The organism is Pseudomonas sp. FP1762, from assembly GCF_030687105.1.
Taxonomy (GTDB): Bacteria; Pseudomonadota; Gammaproteobacteria; order Pseudomonadales; family Pseudomonadaceae; genus Aquipseudomonas; species Aquipseudomonas siliginis.
Genome location: NZ_CP117458.1, coordinates 4685163 through 4706829, shown reverse-complemented (window position 1 = coordinate 4706829; position 21667 = coordinate 4685163). Strand labels below are relative to the sequence as shown.

At 59.9% G+C, this 21667-nt stretch carries 22 protein-coding genes; 11 read left to right on the top strand and 11 right to left on the bottom strand.

Annotated features, from left to right (window positions below; translation table 11 throughout):
- The first annotated feature begins 81 nt into the window (after positions 1 to 81).
- On the top strand, positions 82 to 708 hold the full coding sequence (locus tag PSH90_RS20875) for a response regulator transcription factor (protein WP_016773408.1): 627 nt from the start codon (positions 82 to 84) through the stop codon (positions 706 to 708).
- Between the two features lie 88 nt (positions 709 to 796).
- Here PSH90_RS20875 and PSH90_RS20870 read toward each other — a convergent pair whose 3' ends face one another.
- The 8 genes from PSH90_RS20870 to metG form a co-directional block, all read right to left on the bottom strand.
- Positions 797 to 976, bottom strand: a complete 180-nt coding sequence (locus PSH90_RS20870) for a PA3496 family putative envelope integrity protein (protein WP_041479865.1) — start codon at positions 974 to 976, stop codon at positions 797 to 799.
- A gap of 107 nt (positions 977 to 1083) precedes the next feature.
- Positions 1084 to 1722: an endonuclease III gene (gene nth, locus PSH90_RS20865; RefSeq protein WP_150741898.1), complete on the bottom strand. Its 639-nt coding sequence runs from the start codon at positions 1720 to 1722 to the stop codon at positions 1084 to 1086.
- The gene (locus PSH90_RS20860) at positions 1719 to 2291 is read right to left on the bottom strand and encodes an Rnf-Nqr domain containing protein (RefSeq protein WP_252876829.1); all 573 of its coding nucleotides are present in this window, start codon (positions 2289 to 2291) and stop codon (positions 1719 to 1721) included. Before PSH90_RS20860 ends, nth begins: the two co-directional genes overlap by 4 nt.
- Positions 2288 to 2893, bottom strand: a complete 606-nt coding sequence (locus PSH90_RS20855) for an RnfABCDGE type electron transport complex subunit G (protein WP_305381459.1) — start codon at positions 2891 to 2893, stop codon at positions 2288 to 2290. Before PSH90_RS20855 ends, PSH90_RS20860 begins: the two co-directional genes overlap by 4 nt.
- Positions 2890 to 3873, bottom strand: coding sequence for an RnfABCDGE type electron transport complex subunit D (locus tag PSH90_RS20850; protein WP_252886735.1), 984 nt, complete (start codon positions 3871 to 3873; stop codon positions 2890 to 2892). Before PSH90_RS20850 ends, PSH90_RS20855 begins: the two co-directional genes overlap by 4 nt.
- Positions 3860 to 4864, bottom strand: a complete 1005-nt coding sequence (gene rsxB / locus PSH90_RS20845) for an electron transport complex subunit RsxB (protein WP_305381458.1) — start codon at positions 4862 to 4864, stop codon at positions 3860 to 3862. Before rsxB ends, PSH90_RS20850 begins: the two co-directional genes overlap by 14 nt.
- Positions 4861 to 5430, bottom strand: coding sequence for an Rnf-Nqr domain containing protein (locus tag PSH90_RS20840; protein WP_305381456.1), 570 nt, complete (start codon positions 5428 to 5430; stop codon positions 4861 to 4863). Before PSH90_RS20840 ends, rsxB begins: the two co-directional genes overlap by 4 nt.
- Positions 5431 to 5544: 114 nt before the next feature.
- Positions 5545 to 7596, bottom strand: a complete 2052-nt coding sequence (gene metG / locus PSH90_RS20835) for a methionine--tRNA ligase (RefSeq protein ID WP_252868203.1) — start codon at positions 7594 to 7596, stop codon at positions 5545 to 5547.
- Between the two features lie 319 nt (positions 7597 to 7915).
- Between metG and apbC the strand changes: the two genes are divergently transcribed.
- Positions 7916 to 9010: an iron-sulfur cluster carrier protein ApbC gene (gene apbC / locus PSH90_RS20830; RefSeq protein WP_024014150.1), complete on the top strand. Its 1095-nt coding sequence runs from the start codon at positions 7916 to 7918 to the stop codon at positions 9008 to 9010.
- 132 nt (positions 9011 to 9142) lie between these two features.
- Here the strand turns inward: apbC and PSH90_RS20825 are convergent, their stop codons facing one another.
- Positions 9143 to 9901 carry an SDR family oxidoreductase gene (locus tag PSH90_RS20825; RefSeq protein WP_095181795.1) on the bottom strand — a complete coding sequence of 253 codons (759 nt, stop codon included), beginning with the start codon at positions 9899 to 9901 and terminating at the stop codon, positions 9143 to 9145.
- Positions 9902 to 10064: 163 nt separating this feature from the next.
- Between PSH90_RS20825 and PSH90_RS20820 the strand changes: the two genes are divergently transcribed.
- The 4 genes from PSH90_RS20820 (at position 10065) to groL (ending at position 13588) form a co-directional block, all read left to right on the top strand.
- Positions 10065 to 10790 carry a HugZ family protein gene (locus PSH90_RS20820; RefSeq protein WP_122880719.1) on the top strand — a complete coding sequence of 242 codons (726 nt, stop codon included), beginning with the start codon at positions 10065 to 10067 and terminating at the stop codon, positions 10788 to 10790.
- Positions 10791 to 10861: 71 nt separating this feature from the next.
- Entirely contained in the window at positions 10862 to 11338 is a 477-nt protein-coding gene (locus PSH90_RS20815) for an FxsA family protein (protein WP_016773418.1), read from the top strand.
- A gap of 259 nt (positions 11339 to 11597) precedes the next feature.
- Positions 11598 to 11891 (top strand): co-chaperone GroES, encoded by a 294-nt coding sequence (locus PSH90_RS20810; protein ID WP_007916610.1) that lies wholly within the window; start codon positions 11598 to 11600, stop codon positions 11889 to 11891.
- 50 nt (positions 11892 to 11941) lie between these two features.
- A complete protein-coding gene (groL, locus tag PSH90_RS20805) occupies positions 11942 to 13588 on the top strand; it encodes a chaperonin GroEL (RefSeq protein ID WP_016773419.1) in 1647 nt (548 codons plus the stop codon).
- A 189-nt stretch (positions 13589 to 13777) separates the two neighbouring features.
- On the opposite strand, the gene PSH90_RS20800 is transcribed toward groL, so the two are convergent.
- Positions 13778 to 14521 carry a phosphatase PAP2 family protein gene (locus PSH90_RS20800; protein WP_236168285.1) on the bottom strand — a complete coding sequence of 248 codons (744 nt, stop codon included), beginning with the start codon at positions 14519 to 14521 and terminating at the stop codon, positions 13778 to 13780.
- Positions 14522 to 14728: 207 nt separating this feature from the next.
- On the opposite strand from PSH90_RS20800, the gene colR reads away from it, so the two are divergent.
- From colR to PSH90_RS20775, 5 genes are all read left to right on the top strand, one after another.
- Positions 14729 to 15412 (top strand): two-component system response regulator ColR, encoded by a 684-nt coding sequence (colR, locus tag PSH90_RS20795; protein ID WP_041479855.1) that lies wholly within the window; start codon positions 14729 to 14731, stop codon positions 15410 to 15412.
- Positions 15402 to 16685: a HAMP domain-containing sensor histidine kinase gene (locus PSH90_RS20790; RefSeq protein WP_041479854.1), complete on the top strand. Its 1284-nt coding sequence runs from the start codon at positions 15402 to 15404 to the stop codon at positions 16683 to 16685. Before colR ends, PSH90_RS20790 begins: the two co-directional genes overlap by 11 nt.
- A 149-nt stretch (positions 16686 to 16834) precedes the next feature.
- The gene (locus PSH90_RS20785) at positions 16835 to 17503 is read left to right on the top strand and encodes a class I SAM-dependent methyltransferase (protein WP_041480029.1); all 669 of its coding nucleotides are present in this window, start codon (positions 16835 to 16837) and stop codon (positions 17501 to 17503) included.
- A gap of 3 nt (positions 17504 to 17506) precedes the next feature.
- On the top strand, positions 17507 to 18223 hold the full coding sequence (locus PSH90_RS20780) for a lipopolysaccharide kinase InaA family protein (protein WP_041479853.1): 717 nt from the start codon (positions 17507 to 17509) through the stop codon (positions 18221 to 18223).
- 2 nt (positions 18224 to 18225) lie between these two features.
- Positions 18226 to 18453: a hypothetical protein gene (locus tag PSH90_RS20775; RefSeq protein ID WP_041479852.1), complete on the top strand. Its 228-nt coding sequence runs from the start codon at positions 18226 to 18228 to the stop codon at positions 18451 to 18453.
- A gap of 177 nt (positions 18454 to 18630) precedes the next feature.
- Here the strand turns inward: PSH90_RS20775 and PSH90_RS20770 are convergent, their stop codons facing one another.
- On the bottom strand, positions 18631 to 21657 hold the full coding sequence (locus PSH90_RS20770; protein ID WP_305381454.1) for a multidrug efflux RND transporter permease subunit: 3027 nt from the start codon (positions 21655 to 21657) through the stop codon (positions 18631 to 18633).
- Positions 21658 to 21667: the final 10 nt, after the last annotated feature.

Below are 21667 nucleotides of genomic sequence, written 5' to 3'. Positions count from 1 at the left end.
AAAAGTTGCCATGCCTTGAAGCAAGTGACTGGGATATCGTGCGTGTTCTAAAAATTCGAACAGCGAAAACTGGACTTGCCCATGAATAAAGTGCTGATCGTGGATGACCACCCCGTCATTCGACTTGCGGTACGTATGCTGATGGAACGGCATGGCTACGAAGTCATTGCAGAAACGGATAATGGCGTTGATGCACTACAAATTGCTCGTGAACAAATACCCGATCTTGTCATCCTGGATATTGGAATACCCAAACTCGACGGACTGGAAGTTATTGCGCGCCTGACCTCCACTGCCATGCCGGTGAAAGTGCTGGTGCTGACTTCCCAGGCTCCCGGCCATTTTTCAATGCGTTGCATGCAATCGGGCGCAGCGGGTTACGTGTGCAAACAGCAGGATCTGACCGAATTGCTCAGTGCGATCAAGGCAGTACTGTCCGGCTACAGTTATTTTCCCAATCAGGCGCTGCACACTGTGCGCACCAGTCTGGGCAATGCGAGTGAAGCGGACATGGTTGATCGTCTGTCCGGGCGGGAAATGATGGTGTTGCAGCAGTTGGCGCGCGGCAAGACCAACAAGGAAATCGCCGATGGCATGTTTTTAAGCAACAAGACTGTGAGTACCTACAAGACTCGCCTGTTGCTGAAACTCAATGCGCGTTCTCTGGTTGATCTGATCGAGCTGGCGCAGCGTAACGGCCTGGTTTGAACGATTCGACAGCTGAGAACGTCATGGGCCGATCAAGCTCGGTTGTCGCAAAAAATGAAAAGCCTCCGTCTAGGGAGGCCTTCAGATATCACAGATCATAATCGTAGTCGGCCAATTGCCTTTGCAGTCGGCGCTCCTCAAGCAGGTTGTCGATTGTGCGACGCTTGCTAAGGTTGGTCTTGGCCACTTCAACCACCGGTTCGACCTCATCGGCGTCGGTGGCAATAAGATCCTCTTCTACATCCAGTTGCTCTGTGTCGGTACTCATGAAGTCAACTCCCGGCTAAGACTGCCTTTGGCGCTCCTTATATCGACATTACTGCGGCGGGTAAAAAAGATTTTTTCAATCGATGGATGCGAAAAACCGATGACCGCTCAATCGTCAGAAGTTTTATGTTTGTATTCGCATAGATCTTCGATGCGGCAGCTGCCGCAGCGCGGTTTACGCGCCAGGCAAACATAACGACCGTGCAAAATCAGCCAGTGATGGGAGTCGAGCAAAAATTCTTTTGGTACAAACTTCATCAACTTCATTTCAACTTCCACCACATTTTTCCCCGGCGCGATGCCGGTGCGATTGCTGACGCGGAAAATGTGCGTGTCGACCGCCATGGTCAATTGACGGAAAGCGGTGTTGAGCACCACGTTGGCGGTCTTGCGCCCGACGCCCGGCAGGGCTTCCAGTTCTTCCCGGGTTTGCGGGACTTCACCGCCATGATGCTCAACCAGCAAACGGCAGGTTTCAATGACGTTTTTCGCCTTGCTGTTGTAGAGGCCGATGGTCTTGATGTACTCGGACAGCCCCTCGACACCCAGCGCATGAATCGCGGCGGGTGTATTGGCGACGGGAAAGAGTTTGGCAGTCGCCTTGTTGACGCCGACATCGGTGGACTGCGCCGAAAGAATCACCGCAATCAGCAGCTCGAACGGCGAAGAGTAGGCCAGTTCGGTTTTCGGCTCGGGATTGTCTTCGTGCAGTCGGCGAAATATCTCAAGACGTTTTGCAGCATTCATGGGCGATGCGTTTCCTTGATGACAGAGTTGCGGCGTGTCCACGCCTGACGGGCGGCGAGAAGCAGGCCCAGTAAAACGAAAGCGCCGGGAACCAGCGTAATCAGACGCAGCCCTTCGGGGAATAAAACCAGACCTGGCCAATGCCCCGAAAGGCCTCGGCCAAGGCTGCCACAACCGATGATCTCGCGCAGCCCGCCGACTACCAGCATGAGCGCGCCGAACATTGCGCAGCGTTTGAAGCTGACAGCGACGGGCTCGCGGAAGGCACCGTGGTATTCAAACACGACGCAGTGCAAGGCGATCAGCCCTATGTAGAGCTCAGACGTCTGCTGCCATGGCAAAAACCAGCGTTGCGCCACAATATCCGCGCAACTGGTCAACGTCGCGGCGATTATCAGGCTGGCGAGCAATGCACGGGTGCCCGTGAGGCGCTCGCGCAGCGGCGACATGCAGACGGCAAATACACCGAGTACCGCGCTGAGCATCAACGTTATCCCCAGTGCAGCGCTGAATGTTGGTGTGGCGCCCAGTAGGGGCACCAGCATCAATAAATTCACCGTGCGCTTCATGGCCCAGTCCCCAACAGCAGCGCCCGATGCTCATCGAAATAACGCAGTGCGTCATGAATTGCGTCAATGGCGGCACGGGAGGTAATGGTCGCGCCAGCTATTTGATCGAACTGCCCCTGATCCTTTTTCAGCGCCCAACCGGCGTCTGTCGGCTCAGTACGGGATTTGCCGATGAAGGCCTGAAGCCAGGCATTCGGCCATGCACCGATGTGACCACCCAAGCCTGGCGTTTCGCGCTGCTCAAGGGTTTTCACGCCTAAAAGTTTGCCATTAGCATCAATGGCAATCAGCAGTTCCAGAGTACCTGCGTAACCTTCACTGCGACTGCGCAACAGCACCGCGACTGTTTGACCGGAGCGGGTCGCTCGATAGCCGCCTGACAGCGTGCTATGGCGCAAAGCAGGCTCGGCGAGCGTCAGCGGTTGCTCCAGCGGCTGATTGTCGTAGAGCGCGGCAGGCATGACATCGAGCAATTTGCGGCTGTCGAGCAAGCGCTGCTCGCTGGCAATCTGCGGCGCATTGCTGCGCTGCAGCACATATGTCGTACTCATGCCAACGAGTGCCAGCAGCACCACCGTCGCGACACTCGCTGAGCGATTCACGCGTTCACCTTCGACTGGCGGCTGAGGGCGAAGCGTTCGAGTGCCGGCACCAGAAGATTCATCAGCAATACCGCAAACGCGACGCCGTCCGGGTAACCACCCCACGTGCGAATCAGATAAGTCAGCAGGCCGACGCCAACACCGAACAGCAGGCGGGCAAGGGCGCTTTTCGCGCCGGACACCGGCTCGGTCACAATAAAAAATGCACCGAGCATGGTCGCGCCGCTGAGCAGGTGAAACAGCGGCGAACCATGGGAATCCGACCCCGAGCCGTTCCAGCACAACAGGCTGATGACGAACAGACTGGCGAGCATGCCCACCGGTGCGTGCCAGGAAAAGATCCGCCGCTGCAACAGCCACAGGCCGCCGAGCAGAAACGCCAGATTCACCCATTCCACACCGCGCCCGCCGAAACGGCCGAAGGCCGGGTTGCTGGCGAACAGCTCCTGCATGGTCAGGCTTTTATTGATGCGCAGACTGTCCAGTGCCGTGGCTTGCACCCAAGCGTCCGGCGCCTGCGCTGGACTGAAAACCTGTTGCAGCGCCGCAAGAAAATCCAGGCCATGAGCGGGCCAATGGGTCATCGCTTGCGGGAACAGCACCATGCTCAGGACAAAGCCAAGCATCGCCGGGTTGAACGGGTTTTTGCCGACGCCGCCATACAGATGTTTGCCGAACAACAGACCTGAAGCGGTCGCAATGACCGTCAGCCACCAAGGGCAATAAGCCGGCAGCGCGGCGGCCAGCAACATCGCACTGACCAGCGCGCTGCCATCACGCATTGCCGCTTGCACCGCTTGCCGACGCAGACAGGCGACGCCCGCTTCGACGAGCAAAGCACTGACAACCGCCAGGGAAAGGTTGATCAACACGCCCCAGCCATACAGCCAGAATAAAGCGAGCAGACCCGGCGCAGCGGCCAGCAGCACGGTGTTCATCGCCTGTTGCAGGCGATCGTCCACTGGCTCAAGGGGCGGCATGGTTTTGCACCCGGCGCTCGGCGTCACTCACGGCTTGCTCCAGTGCTGCGATCTGCTCCGGCGCAGCCTCCGCTGCCTGAGCCTTTTTCAACTCGGCGCGGCGCATGGCCAACTGGATCTTGGCTCGCTTCAGTTCGGCGTCGTTGGTCGGTGCGGGAACGGCGGGAATTGCCGGTTGGCTGCTTTCCAGATTCGCCAGCGCCTGCTCGGCGGCTTCGAATTGTTGCTGCAGGACGATCAATTGCGACTGCTGCTCGAACGTCGGCGGGTGACCGAAGGCTTTCAGCGATTTGTGCAGTTGCGCTCGACTCATCGCCACATCGACCTTGGCCTTCTTCAGCGCCGCATCAGCGTTCGCGGCTTTTTGCGCACGCACCCGCTCCAGCGCAGCCTGCACCGGGTCGGCGGTCGATACTTGCGGTTGTGCCGCACGCGCGGCTCGCGCTTCACGTTCAGCCTGCTTTTGCTGTTCTTCATGCAGCAAGCGCTGGTTGCGGCGCTCGAAACGCTGGCGCGCATGGTCACGCTTTTCAGCGCGGGCGAGCTGTTCTTCGAGATCGAATGCGAGACCGCCAACCACTGGGATCGTGTTCGCAGGCAAAGGATGCATTTCGATGCAGTCGACCGGGCACGGCGCAACGCACAGATCACAACCGGTGCACTCGTCGATCAGCACCGTGTGCATGAGTTTTGCCGCGCCGACGATGGCGTCGACCGGGCAGGCCTGAATGCATTTGGTGCAGCCGATGCATTCGGCCTCGCGGATGAAGGCGATTTGCGGCGGTGCCGGGCCACGGCTGATGTCCAGTTCCAGGACCGGTATTTTCAACAGCTCGGCCAGGGCGGCGATAGTCTCCTCGCCGCCCGGCGGGCACTTGTTGATCGGCTCACCGTCAACAATGCCTTGCGCATACGGTTTGCATCCGGGATGGCCGCACTTGCCGCATTGGGTCTGCGGCAGCAGGGCATCGATGCGTTGAATCAGACTCATGTTTTGATCAATCCACTGAATCCGAGAAAAATCACTGCGACCAGTCCGGCGCTGATCAGATCGATCGGCAGGCCGCGAAAGGGCAGGGGAATATCGTTGTCGACCGTGCGCTCGCGCAGGTCGCAGAACACACTCAGCACCAGCCAGAAACCCAGCCCTGCACCCAGACTCAAAGCTGTCGCGTGCAGCAGGCCATGATCGTTTTGCGCATTGATCAAGGCCAGCCCGAGTACCCCGGCATTGCCCAGCAGCAGCGGCCACAATCCAGCGAACGGCCAATCGGGCAGGCCGCGCGCCAGCAGTTTCAGCAGCGGCGCGATCAACAACACACTCAATGGCAGAAACACGAACAGGCGCAGCGCTTCAAGCTGCAACGGCACCAATATCCACTGCCAGATCGCCTGACCGATAACGCCGACCACCACCATCAGGCACAACGTCGCCAACCCCAGCGCATGGACCTGGCGTCGGCTGCCCGCCAGCATCGGAGCGACGCCCAGCGGCCAGTGCAACACGAAGTTGTTGAGCAGCGCAGCACTGATCAGCGTTAACACGAGTTCGGTCATGGTTCTGCCAGCGAAACGGGCGGGTGTCTCTTAAGGGTAGGCACTATCGGGCCAGATATGAAAAATCCCACCGGCATGCAGAGCACGTCGGTGGGATCGTTTTGCGGCAACGTCTTACTTGATGCGCTGACCTGGCTTGGCGCCGCTGTCCGGGCTCAGCAGGTAGATCTCTTCACCGCCGGGGCCGGCTGCCATCACCATGCCTTCGGAAATACCGAACTTCATTTTCCGTGGCTTGAGGTTGGCGATCATCATGGTCAGGCGACCGTCGAGCTTGGACGGATCCGGATACGCGCTCTTGATCCCGGAGAACACGTTGCGTTGCTCGTCACCGATGTCGAGGGTCAGACGCAGCAGCTTGTCCGCGCCTTCGACGTGTTCGGCCTTGACGATCAAAGCGACGCGCAAATCGATGGCGGCAAAGGCATCGAAATCGATTTCCGGCGACAGCGGATCCTTGGCCAGTTCGCCGTTGCCCGCAGGGGCGGCTGCGCCAGTGTCGGTCTGGCTGGCGGTCAGGTCTTCCTTGGAGGCGTCGGTCATGGCTTGCACTTTTACCGGGTCGATGCGGGTCATCAACGGCTTGAATTCGTTGAGCTGGTGATTGGCCAGCAGGGTGGTGTGGTCATTCCAGGTCAGCGGCGCAACGTTGAGGAACGCCTCGGCATCTGCGGCCAGCAGCGGCAGTACCGGTTTGAGGAAGATCACCAACTGGCGGAACAGGTTGATGCCGGTGGCGCAGATCGCCTGGACTTCATCCTGCTTGCCTTCCTGCTTGTTCAGCGACCACGGCGCCTTGTCGGCGATCCACGCATTGGCACGGTCAGCCAGGGCCATGGTTTCACGCATGGCGCGGGCGAAGTCGCGGGCCTCGTAGGCGTCGGCAATGCTCGGCGCGGCGGCGAGGAAAGCCTCGGTCAGCTCCGGCGCGGCATTGTTGCCGACCAGCAGGCCGCCGTTGCCCTTGTGGATAAACCCGGCGCAACGGCTGGCGATGTTGACCACTTTGCCGACCAGGTCGGAGTTGACCTTCTGCACGAAGTCTTCGAGGTTCAGGTCGAGGTCGTCGACGCCACGGCCAAGCTTGGCCGCGTAGTAGTAGCGCAGGTATTCCGGCGACAGATGATCCAGATAAGTGCGGGCCTTGATGAAGGTGCCGCGCGACTTGGACATTTTCTGGCCGTTGACGGTCAGGTAGCCGTGCACGTTGATGCCGGTCGGCTTGCGGTAGCCGGCGCCTTCGAGCATGGCTGGCCAGAACAGCGCGTGGAAATTGACGATGTCCTTGCCGATGAAGTGATACAGCTCGGCGGTCGAGTCCTTGCCCCAGAACGCGTCGAAGTCCAGCTCCGGCGTACGGTTGCAGAGGTTCTTGAAGCTGGCCATGTAACCGATCGGCGCATCCAGCCAGACGTAGAAATACTTGCCCGGCTCGCCCGGAATCTCGAAGCCGAAGTACGGCGCATCGCGCGAGATGTCCCACTGCTGCAGGCCGGCGTCCAGCCATTCGGCGATCTTGTTGGCCACGGCGTCCTGCAGGGTGCCGCTGCGGGTCCAGGTCTGCAGCATTTGCTGGAAGTCTGGCAGTTTGAAGAAGAAGTGCTGGGAATCCTTGAGCACCGGGGTGGCGCCGGAGATCGCCGACTTCGGATCCTTCAGGTCGGTCGGTGCGTAGGTCGCGCCGCATTTTTCGCAGTTGTCGCCGTACTGGTCTTCGGTGCCGCATTTCGGGCAGGTGCCCTTGATGAAGCGGTCGGCCAGGAACATTTTCTTTTCCGGGTCGAAATACTGGGTGATCGAGCGCTGGGCGATGTGCCCGGCGTCGCGCAGCTTGAGGTAGATCTGGCTCGACAGCTCACGGTTTTCTTCGGCGTGAGTGGAGTGGAAATTGTCGAAATCGACAAGGAAGTCGGCAAAGTCGGCGCTGTGTTCAGCCTGCACGTTGGCGATCAGTTGTTCCGGGGTGATGCCTTCCTTTTCTGCGCGCAGCATGATCGCCGAACCGTGGGCGTCGTCGGCGCAGACATAAATGCATTGGTTGCCGCGATGCTTCTGGAAGCGCACCCACATATCGGTCTGGATGTATTCCAGCATGTGGCCAAGGTGAATCGAACCATTGGCGTAGGGCAGGGCGCTGGTGACGAGGATCTTGCGTGGCTCGGACATGGGGCTTCGCTACTTGATGAAACGGAGGTCGGCCACTATAAAGCGCCGGCGCATATTTTTCACCCCTGCGCCACTGGGTACTTTGAGTGTTCTTGTGGCGAGGGGATTTATCCCCGCTGGGTGGCGAAGCCGCCCCAAAACCACAAACTTCGATGCATCAGACAGTCCGAGTGCAATGGCTTTACGAGTGCTGCGCAGCCCAACGGGGATAAATCCCCTCACCACGGTGGCTTTTCAGCGCAAGTAATCTGTTCGCCTCAAATCGGTGTCCAGCGTACGATAGCCGCCATTCTTTCCAGTCTTGTTATCGGAGTTGCCCATGAGCGCCGTCACTCGCGCAGCGGTGGAAGCCGTCCTCAGCCAATACACCGACCCTTACCTCAACCAGGACCCGGTCAGCGCCGGTTGCGTGAAAAACATCGAGATCATCGGTGACCGCGTCAATGTGCAGCTGGAAATCGGCTACGCCGCCGGACTGTTCAAGAGCGGTTGGGCGCAATTGCTGCAACTGGCCATCGAAAACCTCGACGGCGTGGTCATCGCTCGCGTCGAGGTCACCAGCGTGATCGCCGCGCACAAGGCCCAGGCACAGATTCCCGGGCTGGCCAACGTCAAGAACGTCGTCGCCGTCGCTTCCGGCAAGGGCGGCGTGGGCAAATCCACTACGGCTGCCAACCTCGCGCTGGCGCTGGCCCGGGAAGGTGCCAAGGTCGGCATCCTCGACGCCGATATCTACGGCCCGAGCCAGGGCATCATGTTCGGCATTCCCGAGCGCACCCGTCCTGAGGTCAAGGATCAGAAGTGGTTTGTGCCGCTCAAGGCCCACGGCGTGGAAGTCATGTCGATGGCCTTCCTGACCGACGACAACACGCCGATGGTCTGGCGCGGGCCGATGGTTTCCGGGGCGCTGCTGCAGTTGGTTACGCAAACCGCGTGGGGCGATCTGGATTATCTGGTCATCGACATGCCGCCAGGCACCGGCGACATTCAGCTGACCCTGGCGCAGAAAGTCCCGGTGGCGGGTGCGGTGATCGTCACCACGCCGCAGGATCTGGCACTGCTCGACGCACGCAAAGGCGTGGAAATGTTCCGCAAGGTCAACATTCCGGTGCTGGGCGTGGTGGAAAACATGGCGGTGCACATCTGCTCGAACTGCGGGCATGCCGAGCATCTGTTCGGTGAAGGTGGTGGCGAGAAACTGGCGACCCAGTACGGCGTCGAATTGCTGGCCTCGCTGCCGCTGTCGATGCTGATCCGCGAACAGGCCGATGGCGGCAAGCCAACCGTAATCGCCGAGCCGGACAGCCAGATCGCCATGGTCTATCAGGAACTGGCCCGCCACGTCGGCGCGCGGATCGTGTTGCAGGAAGCGGCGACACCGGCGATGCCGAACATCACCATCAGCGACGATTGATCCATCGGCAGCGCTGAAAAACCTGTGGGAGCGAGCCTGCTCGCGAAAGCGGTGTGTCATCCAACTCATCAGTTGCCTGATACGACGCCTTCGCGAGCAGGCTCGCTCCCACATTGGCTTGTGTAATGGGACTTAGATACGCAACCCGCCATCCATCTCCAGAATCCGCCCGGTGTAGTAGTCGTTCTCGAAGATATACGCCGCCGAATGGGCGATCTCTTCGGGCTTGCCCATGCGCTTGAGCGGAATCCCCGACGTCATCTTCTCCAGCGCTTCCGGTTTCATGCCCAAAGTCATTTCGGTTTCGATGAAGCCCGGTGCGATGCCCGCGACGCGAATGCCGTAACGCGCCAGCTCCTTCGCCCAGGTCACGGTCGCCGCTGCGACGCCGGCCTTGGCTGCGGAATAGTTGGTCTGGCCGACATTGCCTGCGCGGGAGATCGACGAAATATTGATGATCGCGCCGCTGTTCTTCAGCTCGACCATCTTCGCTGCGACTTCACGGGTGCAGAGAAACACGCCGGTCAGGTTGACGTCGATCACCGCCTGCCACTGCGCCAGGCTCATCTTGGTCATCTCGCCGTCCTTGACCTTCAACAGCAGACCATCGCGCAGAATCCCGGCGTTGTTGATCAGGCCGTGGATGGCGCCGAAGTCTGCGGCCACTTGCGCGACCATGTGCTCGACCTGTTCTTCATTGGCGACGTTGCACAGGTAGCTGCGCGCTTCGACACCTTTGGCTTTGCAGGCGGCCACGGCGGCGTCGAGTTTTTCCTGATTCAGATCGACCAGGGCCAGCTTCGCGCCCTTGCCGGCGAAATACTCGGCCATGGAACGGCCCAAACCCTGGCAACCGCCGGTGATAATGATTACTTTGTCGTTGAGTTGCATTCGCATGTCCCGCTGGCAGGTCTGAGTTGTTTTTGTTGTCGGCAACGCTCGATCGGCACCGGTCAGGCCTGGTAGCACACGAACATTTGCCCGATGCGCGCCGGTTACTTTTCGCTGCGCGCCTGTCCGTTTTCTAGACGGAACCTAATTAAGGAGTCACAAATTGAGCGCTGAAGTGGCGAAGAATGCCCGAGAATTGCTTCTCAAGGAATACCGAGGAGTGCTGTCGACCCACTCCAAATCGATGCCGGGTTTTCCCTTTGGCTCGGTTGTGCCGTATTGCCTGGACGAGCAGGGCCGGCCGCTGATCCTGATCAGCCGCATCGCCCAGCACACGCATAACCTGCAGAAAGATCCGAAGTGTTCGATGCTGGTGGGCGAGCGCGAGGCCGACGATGTGCAGGCGGTCGGGCGGCTGACTTATCTGGCCGAAGCGCAGAAGCTCGCAGAACCGGCAGCGATTGAGGCTGCCGCCGAACGCTACTACCGCTATTTCCCCGACTCGCAGAATTATCACCAGGCCCACGACTTCGACTTCTGGGTGCTCGATCCGGTGCGCCATCGCTACATCGGCGGCTTTGGTGCGATCCACTGGATCGACGATCTGACCTTGGCCAACCCGTTCGCCGGCAAGGCTGAAATCAGCATGGTCGAGCACATGAACAGCGATCATGCCAAGGCCATCGCCCATTACGTCGAGCTGGCCGGGCTGCCGAACAGTGTGCCGGCGCAACTGGCCGGCATCGACAGCGAGGGCATGCACCTGCGCATCGGTCAGGCCGTCTACTGGTTGCCCTTCGCGGCGCCATGTAATACGCCGACACAAGTGCGCGAGGCCTTGGTTTCTCTGGCTCACGCCCAGTCCTGGCCGAAAAAAGCGCAAAGTTAAGCTTGAATTCACGCAAGGGCGACGTCATCTAGGGCTTACTGCAAGGCATTTCTTGCGTTGAGGAAACTTTGATGCGCCCTTTTCTGTTGCTCTTTCTGCTGTTTCCAGTGCTGGAGCTGTTCGTATTCGTCAAAGTGGCAGGCTCTATCGGGTTCTTCCCGGCCCTGCTGCTGATCATTCTCGGCTCGATGTTCGGTGTGTTCGTGCTGCGCGTCGCCGGTCTGGCCACCGCATTGCGTGCCCGGGAAAGCCTGAATCGCGGCGAGTTGCCCGCGCAGACCATGCTCGAAGGCCTGATGCTGGCACTGGCCGGTGGCCTGTTGATCATTCCCGGCTTCATCAGTGACGTCGTCGGTCTGGTGATGCTGTTGCCGGTCACCCGTCGTCTGCTGGCGAACAAGATGCGCCAGCGCGCCGAAGATCAGGCCATGCGTCAGCGCGCCTTCGCCGACGACCTGCAACCCCGTGGCGGCCCGGCCCCGCGCGAGCCGCTCGGTCGAGAGCCGAATGTGATCGAAGGCGAGTTCGAACACCGCGACAACAAGTGATATCAGCATCGACACGGCACCCTCGGGTGCCGTGCTCGTTTATGGCGCTTTTTTACTGGGTGGCGATGAAAAATTTTTTCCGCCAGCCCTTGTAATCGGCTTGTACGCCCCTATGTATCGGTCACCGAAAGGTTTCCGGTATTCAAACCGGACAGACTTGCGCGGTTCGCTCGACGGACCGCAACCGGCGCAGGCCGGATTCGTTAAACCCGCCGGGACTACACCGGCCGATGAAAACCACAATTAGGAGAGATCGACAATGAAGCTTCGTCCTCTGCATGACCGCGTCGTCATCCGTCGCAGCGAAGAAGAAAAGAAAACCGCTGGCGGTATCGTCCTGCCAGGTTCGGCTGCTGAAAAAGCCAACCACGGTGTGATTCTCGCTGTAGGCCCGGGCAAAGCTCTGGAAAACGGTGAAGTGCGTGCACTGTCCGTGAAGGAAGGCGACAAGGTTGTGTTCGGTCCTTACTCCGGCAGCAACACTGTGAAAGTCGATGGCGAAGACCTGCTGGTAATGAGCGAGAACGAAATTCTCGCGGTTATCGAAGGCTGATACTCCCGTTCATTTTCCCGTTACTACAAAGTATTTAAGGAATATCGATCATGGCTGCTAAAGAAGTTAAGTTCGGCGATGCCGCCCGCACCAAGATGCTCAAAGGCGTCAACGTTCTGGCTGACGCGGTAAAAGCGACCCTGGGCCCGAAAGGCCGTAACGTGGTTATCGAGAAGAGCTTCGGCGCTCCGACCATCACCAAGGACGGCGTTTCCGTCGCCAAAGAAATCGAACTGGATGACCGCTTCGAAAACATGGGCGCGCAGCTGGTCAAAGACGTTGCCTCCCGTGCCAACGATGACGCTGGTGACGGTACTACCACCGCTACCGTTCTGGCTCAGTCGATCGTCAACGAAGGCCTGAAAGCCGTCGCTGCCGGCATGAACCCGATGGACCTGAAGCGCGGCATCGACAAGGCGACCATCGCCATTGTCAAAGAGCTCAAAGCCCTGTCCAAGCCATGCGCTGACTTCAAAGCCATCGCTCAGGTCGGCACCATCTCGGCCAACTCCGACAACTCCATCGGCGACATCATTGCCGAAGCCATGGAAAAAGTCGGTAAAGAAGGCGTGATCACCGTCGAAGAAGGCTCGGGCCTGGAAAACGAACTGTCGGTTGTAGAAGGCATGCAGTTCGACCGTGGCTACCTGTCGCCATACTTCGTCAACAAGCCGGACACCATGGTTGCCGAGCTCGACGGCCCGCTGATCCTGCTGGTCGACAAGAAGATCTCGAACATCCGCGAAATGCTGCCAGTGCTGGAAGCCGTTGCCAAAGCCGGCCGTCCATTGCTGATCGTGGCCGAAGACGTTGAAGGCGAAGCCCTGGCGACTCTGGTTGTGAACAACATGCGTGGCATCGTCAAAGTCGCTGCCGTCAAGGCACCGGGCTTCGGCGACCGTCGCAAGGCCATGCTGCAGGACATCGCTGTTCTGACCGGCGGTACCGTTATCTCCGAAGAGATCGGTCTGAGCCTGGAAAGCACCACCCTGGAGCACCTGGGTAACGCCAAGCGCGTAACCCTGTCCAAGGAAAACACCATCATCGTTGACGGTGCTGGCGTGCAGGCAGACATCGAAGGCCGTATCGCCCAGATCCGCGCCCAGGTTGCCGAAACATCCTCGGACTACGACCGTGAAAAACTGCAAGAGCGTCTGGCCAAGCTGTCCGGCGGCGTTGCAGTGATCAAGGTTGGCGCTGGTTCCGAAGTTGAAATGAAAGAGAAGAAAGCCCGCGTTGAAGACGCCCTGCACGCAACCCGCGCAGCCGTTGAAGAAGGCGTGGTACCTGGCGGTGGCGTGGCGCTGATCCGTGCTCTGGAAGCACTGACCGAGCTGACCGGCGACAACGCTGACCAGAACGTCGGTATCGCTGTGCTGCGTCGCGCTGTTGAAGCGCCGCTGCGTCAGATCGCTGCCAACTCCGGTGACGAGCCAAGCGTAGTCGTCAACGAAGTGAAGAACGGCAAAGGTAACTTCGGTTACAACGCTGCTTCCGGCGAATACGGCGACATGATCGAAATGGGCATCCTGGACCCAACCAAGGTAACCCGTTCGGCTCTGCAAGCTGCAGCCTCGATCGGCGGTCTGATCCTGACCACCGAAGCAGCGGTTGCCGACGCACCGAAGAAAGAAGGTGCAGCTGGCGGCGGTATGCCAGACATGGGCGGCATGGGTGGCATGGGCGGCATGATGTAAGCCAGCCCTGGCCCTGTAATGCAAAACCCCGCTGGCGAAAGTCAGCGGGGTTTTTTATTACCCGGATTTCGAAGCTCACTGGTAGCCCCTGTGGGAGCGAGCCTGCTCGCGAAAGCGGTCTGTCATCCGACATGCAATCCAGTTGAGCCGACAATTCGCGAGCAGGCTCGCTCCCACAGGTGCTTTATTTCAGGCATTGATCGGCTGTGTGTTCATCGCCGTCGAAGTCTTGCCAGCCGGGCGATACAGCACCCAGTAATAAGCCCCCAGGCAAATCAGCCAGCAGAAAATCGCCGTCCACACGTTGTGCGAGAAGAAGTGCGCGCCCTGCATCATGCGGCTGATCGAGAACACCGAGCCCAGTGCAAAGGCGAACACAAACGCCTGCCGCGCCAGTCGCGGGCGGCGGTCGCGCAGCACGAAGAACAGTGCAAACAGGGTGAACCCGGTCGCCGCATGGCCACCCGGCCAGCAACGTCCCGGCTTGTCCGTGGCGGGGCGATGTTCCATGAGTTTGCTGTAGGTCTCGTGGCCGCCGAATTGCTCCAGGCTCCATGGGCACTGCACAGCGGTGACGGCTTTGACCGGAGTGACAAATGAAGTCGCCAGCCCCAGCGACAGCACCAGGCAGCCCAGTTCGCGCTTGAACGGTTTCAGCCTCGAAATAAAAAACGCGCCGATGAAACCCAGAATGGCAAACACCGAGAAGCCGATCACCAGCTGTTTTGCCCGGTCATGCAGGATGTCTTCAAGCACATAGCTGTGCCGCCCGATGAAATCCCCCGCGACCGGGTCGTAGAACATTTGCGCCAGAACCATGTCCAGATCGGTCAGTTCGAGCAACAGCAGAATGATCGCCGCCGCTGCGGGAATGCCCAGACACAACCACCAGTTCAGCGGTCTTGAAGCGGGAAGGGCAGAGGTCGACACCATGGCAGGTTCCTTGGTCGATGAACGGAGGAGAGAGCGTAATCGCGCGGAGTCTGCGCGCGCTGGCGTCGGCGATTTGTTAACCGAAAGTGAAAAAAACGTCGCAGCGCGCAGCGCAGGTTTATCGAAAAACGCCCCTAGCCCTCAGCCGCTCTTGGCCGTAAGCTGCGCGGGCCAAGACGGCCGTTACCCCGTTCGGAGGAGATGTCCATGCGAATTCTGCTGGTCGAAGACAACCGTGACATCCTGGCCAATCTGGCCGATTACCTGGGCCTCAAGGGCTATACCGTCGATTGCGCACAAGACGGCTTGTCCGGTCTGCATCTGGCGGCGACCGAGCATTACGATCTGATCGTGCTTGACATCATGCTGCCTGGCATCGACGGCTACACCTTGTGCAAACGCCTGCGCGAAGACGCCCGGCGTGACACGCCGGTGATCATGCTCACCGCCCGCGATCAACTCGACGACCGGCTGCAAGGCTTCAAGTCCGGCGCCGACGATTACCTGATCAAACCGTTTGCGCTGTCTGAGCTAGCGGCCCGCGTCGAAGCGGTCATGCGCCGTGCTCAGGGCGGCGGTCGCCGGGCGTTGCAGGTCGGTGACCTGAGCTACGACCTCGACACCCTGGAAGTGACCCGCGAAGGCAAGCTGCTCAAGCTCAACCCGGTCGGCCTCAAGCTGCTCGCGGTGTTGATGCAGAAGAGCCCGCACGTGCTGCGTCGGGAGATTCTTGAAGAAGCGCTGTGGGGCGATGACTGCCCGGACAGCGACAGCCTGCGCAGCCATGTCCACCAATTGCGCCAGGTGATCGACAAGCCATTCGCCAAGCCACTGCTGCACACCGTGCACGGTGTCGGTTATCGCTTGGCCGAGGGGCGAGATGGAGTTTAAGCAGAGTCTTTCCCAGCGGATCATCATCGCCTTTGCGCTGATGAGCGCACTGGTCGCCGGCGCTTTCGCCATGGGCATCGTTGCGACGGTGCACCTGGTGGAAGAGAAACTGATTTCCGCAGGGCTGGGCGGCGACCTGCAACGTTTGCTGCTGATGGACAATGTCTCCGACTGGAGCCATCGGCCCGAGCCGGATCAGTTGTTCTACTTCAGTGGCGGGCCGGGGGATTTTGACCTGCCCAAGGATCTGCGTCACCTCGATGCCGGTTTCCATGAGGTCTTTCGCGAGCAGCTGTCCTATCACGCCATGGTCGAAGTGGTGGATGGTCGGCGTTATGTCTTGCTGCAGGACCAGAGCGATTTCGAAGAGCGCGAGCGCGTGCTGTTTGCGGTGGTGCTGGTGGGCTTCGTGCTCAGTCTGGCGCTGGCGGTGTTTCTTGGCTGGGTGCTCGCGCGCAAGGTGATGGCGCCGGTGGTGCGCCTGGCGCGGCAGGTCCGTCATCGCGACCAGCTGCTCGGGCTGGCGCCACCCTTGGCGCCGGACTACGCGGCGGATGAAGTCGGTGAACTGGCGGTGGCGTTCGATGCCACCCTGGGGCGCTTGCGTCAGGCACTGACCCGCGAGCGTCTGTTCACCAGCGACGTCAGCCATGAATTGCGCACGCCGCTGATGGTCCTGGCCAGTTCCTGCGAACTGCTGCTGGAAAACCCCGGAATCGATCAGCGCGGTCGTGCCCAGGTCGAGCGCATTGCCCGGGCCAGCGAGGAGATGCGCGAACTGGTACAGACCTTCCTGATGCTGGCGCGCACGCAGAACGAAGAGGCCGCAGCGGCGCCCCAGCAGAACCTCACACAAGTGGCCGAGAGCCTGCTGTGCCTGTGGCGTGAGCCGATCGAGCGCAAGGGGCTGACACTGATATTCGAGCCGGGCACACCAGCGGATACTCGCTACAACGCGACCTTGCTGAACGCGGTGATGGGTAACCTTTTGCGTAACGCACTGCATTACACCGAACAGGGCTTCATTCGCCTGACGCTCACCGCCAACGGTTTCGTCGTTGAGGATTCGGGCGTGGGCATTCCCGAGGAAAAACGCGAGGCGATGTTCGAGCCCTTTGTGCGCGGCAGCGAGAAGCGTGGCGAAGGCCTGGGCCTGGGTTTGTCGCTGGTGCAGCGTATCTGCGAAAACCAGGGCTGGACGGTCAGCTTGAGCACGATGGACCCCAATGGCTGCCGATTCGAGGTAGATCTTGGCGTGAATGCCAGCAAATAGTGGCTCGAGGCTACTCCCGTACACCTGTCTGAATCCTGTATAACGTTGTAATAATTTACGGATTTACCTGACAGATTTTTCACAATTGGATGACCTGACGCTGACACGCCGCTGTTTAAGGTGGCGTCATCAGAACAGGAGTCCAGATGATGGCCGGCCCGATCAAGCTCGATTTTTCCGAAAAGTACGACGACCAACACGCACAACGATATCTGCGCAAGCACCAGCAAAGCCTCGGTCGCCGCCTGTCGCACTTGCGCGATGAGCAAGTCGGTCGCAAGGCCTTGGCGCTGGCGGGAGATCCCGGGCTGGTGCTGGATCTGCCCTGCGGTGCCGGGCGTTTCTGGCCAATGCTCGCGGAGAAGCCCAACCGGGTGATCATCGGCGCGGACAATTCCGAATCGATGATCAAGACCGCGATGCAGGGACAACCGGCCGAGGTGGTCAAGCGTGTACAACCGCTGCACACCTCGGCATTCGATATCGCTCTGCCGGATAACTCGGTCGACAGCATCTTTTGCATGCGTCTGTTGCACCACATCGGCGAGGCCGAGCACCGTCGGGTGATCCTGCGCGAGTTCGAGCGGGTGACCCGCGACAGCGTGATTGTTTCGTTGTGGGTCGACGGCAATTTCAAGGCCTGGAAGCGCAAGCGTGCCGAGCGGGATCGGCCAAGTCATGATTACCAGAATCGGTTTCTGATTCCGGCGGCGACGATCGAGAAAGAATTTGAACAGGCGGGTTTCCGCATTCAGGAACAACTGGACTTCATACCGCTCTATGCGATGTGGCGAGTTTACGTATTACGCAAGAGGTAGAGGATGGCAGTGCAAGCAGCGGTTGAAGCGGATGTCGCTCCCCAGGATCGTTTCGATTATTACTGGAACCAGCGCGGCGAATGGGTTGAAGAGCCCAATGTGCGCCGTGGTGGCGAAAGCGGGGTGCAGCGCATCGTCGACCGTGACGGGCAGCTTTTGTACGCCAAGCGCCAGACCGGGCACATCTATCGCAGTTGGTTGCACCCCTTCGGTCGCCCGACCGTATTGCGTGAACTCGACGCCCTGACTGGCGTTAGCAAACTCGGCGTGCGCGTACCGCAGATCGTCTTTTGCGGCGCCCAGCCGGATCCGCAGTACAAATGGCGCGCGCTGCTTGTCACCAAATCGCTCGATGGTTTCCAGGAACTGGAACACTGGCTGGCCGCTGCCGGTGGTCGCGATCAGTGTGGCGACGTGGTTTACGAGAAAGTCCTCAAGGACCTCGCCGAAAACTTGGCGCGCATGCACAAGGGCCGCTGGCAGCACAGCTGCATTTACATCAAGCACGTTTTCGTTCGGGTCACCGGCGAGGGCGAAGCGGCGAAGGTTGAAGTGGCGTTGATCGATCTGGAGAAGTGCCGCCAGCGTCTGACCCCCTATCGCGCCGCGCAGCATGACATGAAGCAACTGCGTCGCCATTCGTCGTTCCGCGATGCCGACTGGAAGAAACTCGTCTACTTTTATGAGACGGCGTTTGGCAGCGCTATCAAAGGTTTATAGCGATGAAACTCGAAATTGCACGAGGTTTGTTCCTGATCGGGGCCTTGGCAGTTGCTTCACTGGCGGTGGCTGCCTGGGAGCAGCCGCGCATGCAGGTCATAGGGGCGTCCGGGAACGACGCTCATTGTTCGGTTCCACGGGTGGCGAAAGCCTCTGTGGCAACCCAGCCCGATCATGATCTGCTGTTGTTCATGTTCGGACTGTCTCAAGGGATGAGGCCAGCCAGTTGAAACGATTCAAGCCCAAATAAAAGGCCTCGCAATTGCGAGGCCTTTTTTATTCCACAACTTTCAAGATACATATCGTCCTCTGTGGGAGCGAGCCTGCTCGCGAAGGTGTGTCAGTCGACATCAATGCAACTGAAATACCGCATTCGCGAGCAGGCTCGCTCCCACAGGGAAATGTGCTTATCTGGCATCTGGCTTAGCAAGGAAGGTATAAACACACGGCAGCACGAACAGCGTAAACAGCGTGCCAATCGACATCCCCGTGGCAATCACCATGCCGATATCAAAGCGGCTCACGGCGCCCGCCCCGGTGGCCAGAATCAGCGGCACCATGCCGAACACCATTGCCGCCGTCGTCATCAGCACCGGGCGCAAGCGAATCGCCGCTGCTTCCTCCACCGCTTCACGGGCGCTCAGGCCCTTGTCCTTGCGCAACTGGTTGGCGAATTCGACGATCAGGATGCCGTGCTTGCTGATCAGGCCGATCAGCGTCACCAGCCCGACCTGGGTGTAGATGTTCATGCTCGACCAGCCGAGGAACAGCGGAATCAGCGCGCCGCAGATCGACAGCGGTACGGTGATCAGAATCACCAACGGATCGCGGAAGCTTTCGAACTGTGCGGCCAGCACCAGAAAGATGATCGCCAGCGCCAGAGCGAATGTGACCCACAATGCGCTGCCTTCCTGCACGTACTGGCGCGAGGCACCACCGTAATCGAAGGCAAACCCGGCCGGTGCTTCTTCGCGGGCAATCTGCAGCACGGTATCGATGGCTTCGCCCATGCTCACCAGCGGGAAACCGGAAATCTTCGCCGCGTTGAGCTGCTGGAACTGATTGAGCTGGCGCGGCCGTGCGCGGTCGCTGACCTTGATCAAGGTCGACAGCGGCAGCAATTCGCCCTGGGTGTTTTTCACGTAGTAATTGTTCAGCCAGTCCGGGTTGTCGCGGTAGGCCCGTTCGACCTGGGCGATGACCTTGTAGCTGCGCCCGTCGATGGTGAAGCGGTTGATCTCCGCCTCGCCGAGCAAGGTCGCCAGCGTGCTGCCGAGGTCGAGCATCGACACGCCCATCTGCGCAGCCTTGTCGCGGTCGATATCGACCACTACTTCCGGCTTGTCGAACGCCAGATCGAGGTCGACGAAGGCGAACTTGCCCGACTCCATGGCGCGTTTCTCGATGCGCTCGGCGACTTGCAGCAGCAGCTCGTAGTCATTGGCGGTGTTGATCACGAATTCGAAGGGCAGGCCTTCACCGGTGCCGGGCAGGGAGGGCAGGTTGAAACCGAAGATCTGCAGGCCGGGAATGCTCTCCAGTTTGCTCTGCACCTCGGGGAGGATTTCCATCTGCGTGCGGCTACGCTCATTCCATGGCTTGAGCAGGAAGCCGCCGATACCGGCCTGCACGCCGCTATAGCCGTTGATCTGGAACGAGGAGTAGTACTCGGGAAACTCCTTGAAGATGGTGATGAATTCGTCGGTGTAGGTGCTCAGGTAGTCGAGGTTGGTCGGCTGCGGCGCGCTGGCCATCATGAAAATGATGCCCTGGTCCTCGTCGGGGGCCAGTTCCGACTTGGTGAACTTGAGAAACACCGGAATCAGGCACAGCACGATCACCGCAAACACCAGCACCACCGGCCGAGTATTCAGCGTGCCATGCAGCATGCTTTGATAACGGCGCTTGAGGCCTTCAAAGACTCGGTCGAGACGATGGGCCAGGCCGCTGGGATTCTCTTCGTGGCGCAGCAGAAACGCGCACATCATCGGCGACAGCGTCAGGGCGACGACGCCGGAGATCACCACCGCACCGGCCAGGGTCAGGGCGAACTCCTTGAACAGCGCTCCGGTCAGCCCGGTGAGGAAACCGATCGGCGCATACACCGCCGCCAGGGTGATGGTCATCGACACCACCGGCATCGCAATTTCCCGGGCGCCTTCCAGGGCTGCATCGAACGGCGTCTTGCCTTCCTCGATGTGCCGGTGGATGTTTTCCACCACGACGATCGCGTCGTCCACCACCAGACCGATGGCCAGCACCATCGCCAGCAGCGTCAGCAGGTTCATCGAGTAACCCATCATCTGCATGAAGAACATCACGCCGATCATCGACAGCGGAATGGTCACCACCGGGATCACCACCGAGCGCAACGCGCCGAGGAACAGGAACACCACGACGATGACGATCAGTACCGCTTCGAACAAGGTCTTCACCACCTCATCGATCGAGGCCTGAATGAACAGCGTGGCGTCGTAGGCGATCTCGCTTTTCAGATTCGGCGGCAGCTGCGCTTCCAGCTCGGGCATCAGCTTGCGCACTTCCTTGATCACGTCCAGCGGGTTGGCGCCGGGAGTGGCCTTGATGCCGATATACACCGACGGCGTGCCGCCGAACGAGCTGATCGAATCGTAGTTTTCCGCGCCCATTTCCACCCGCGCGACATCACGCAGCAACACGCGGCTGTCGCCATCGACCTTGAGCGGAATCGCCGAAAAGGCCTCGGCGGATTTCAGCTCGGTGTTGGCGTTGATGCTGGTGACGGTGTACTCGCCTTTCACTTCGCCGGCGGCGGAGAGGAAGTTGTACTGGCGCACCGCCGCAGTCACGTCGGCGGCGCTGAGGCCGAAGCCGGCGAGTTTCACCGGGTCGAGCCACAGGCGCATGGCGAACACCTGGTTGCCGAGAATTTCCGCTTCGGCCATGCCCGGCAGCGTCGCCAGTTTCGGCTGGATGACCCGCGACAGGTAATCGGTGATCTGCGGGTTGCTCAGGTCCTCGCTGAAGAAACTGATGTACATCAGCGCCGAGGCATCGGCGGACTCCTTGCTCAGCACCGGGTCTTCGGCGTCCTGCGGCAGCTTGTTCTTCACCTCGTTGGCCTTGGCCAGCAGTTCGGTGAACAAGCGGTCGGTGTTGGCACCGATGCGCGCGTAGATCGAAATCACCGAGAAGTTCTGCCGGCTCACCGAAGTCATGTAATCGATGCCTTCGGCGCTGGCCAGGCTCTGTTGCATCGGCTGGGTGATGTAGCCCTGAATGGTTTCGGCGTTGGCCCCGGGATAAGCGGTGGTCACCGTGATCAGGGCGTTTTCCATTTGCGGGTACTGGCGCAGCGGCAGCTTGCTCCAGGCCTGAAAGCCCAGCAGCACAATCAGCAGGCTGACCACGGTGGCGAGCACCGGGCGGCGGATGAACGGATCGGTAAAAGCCATGGGGATTCCT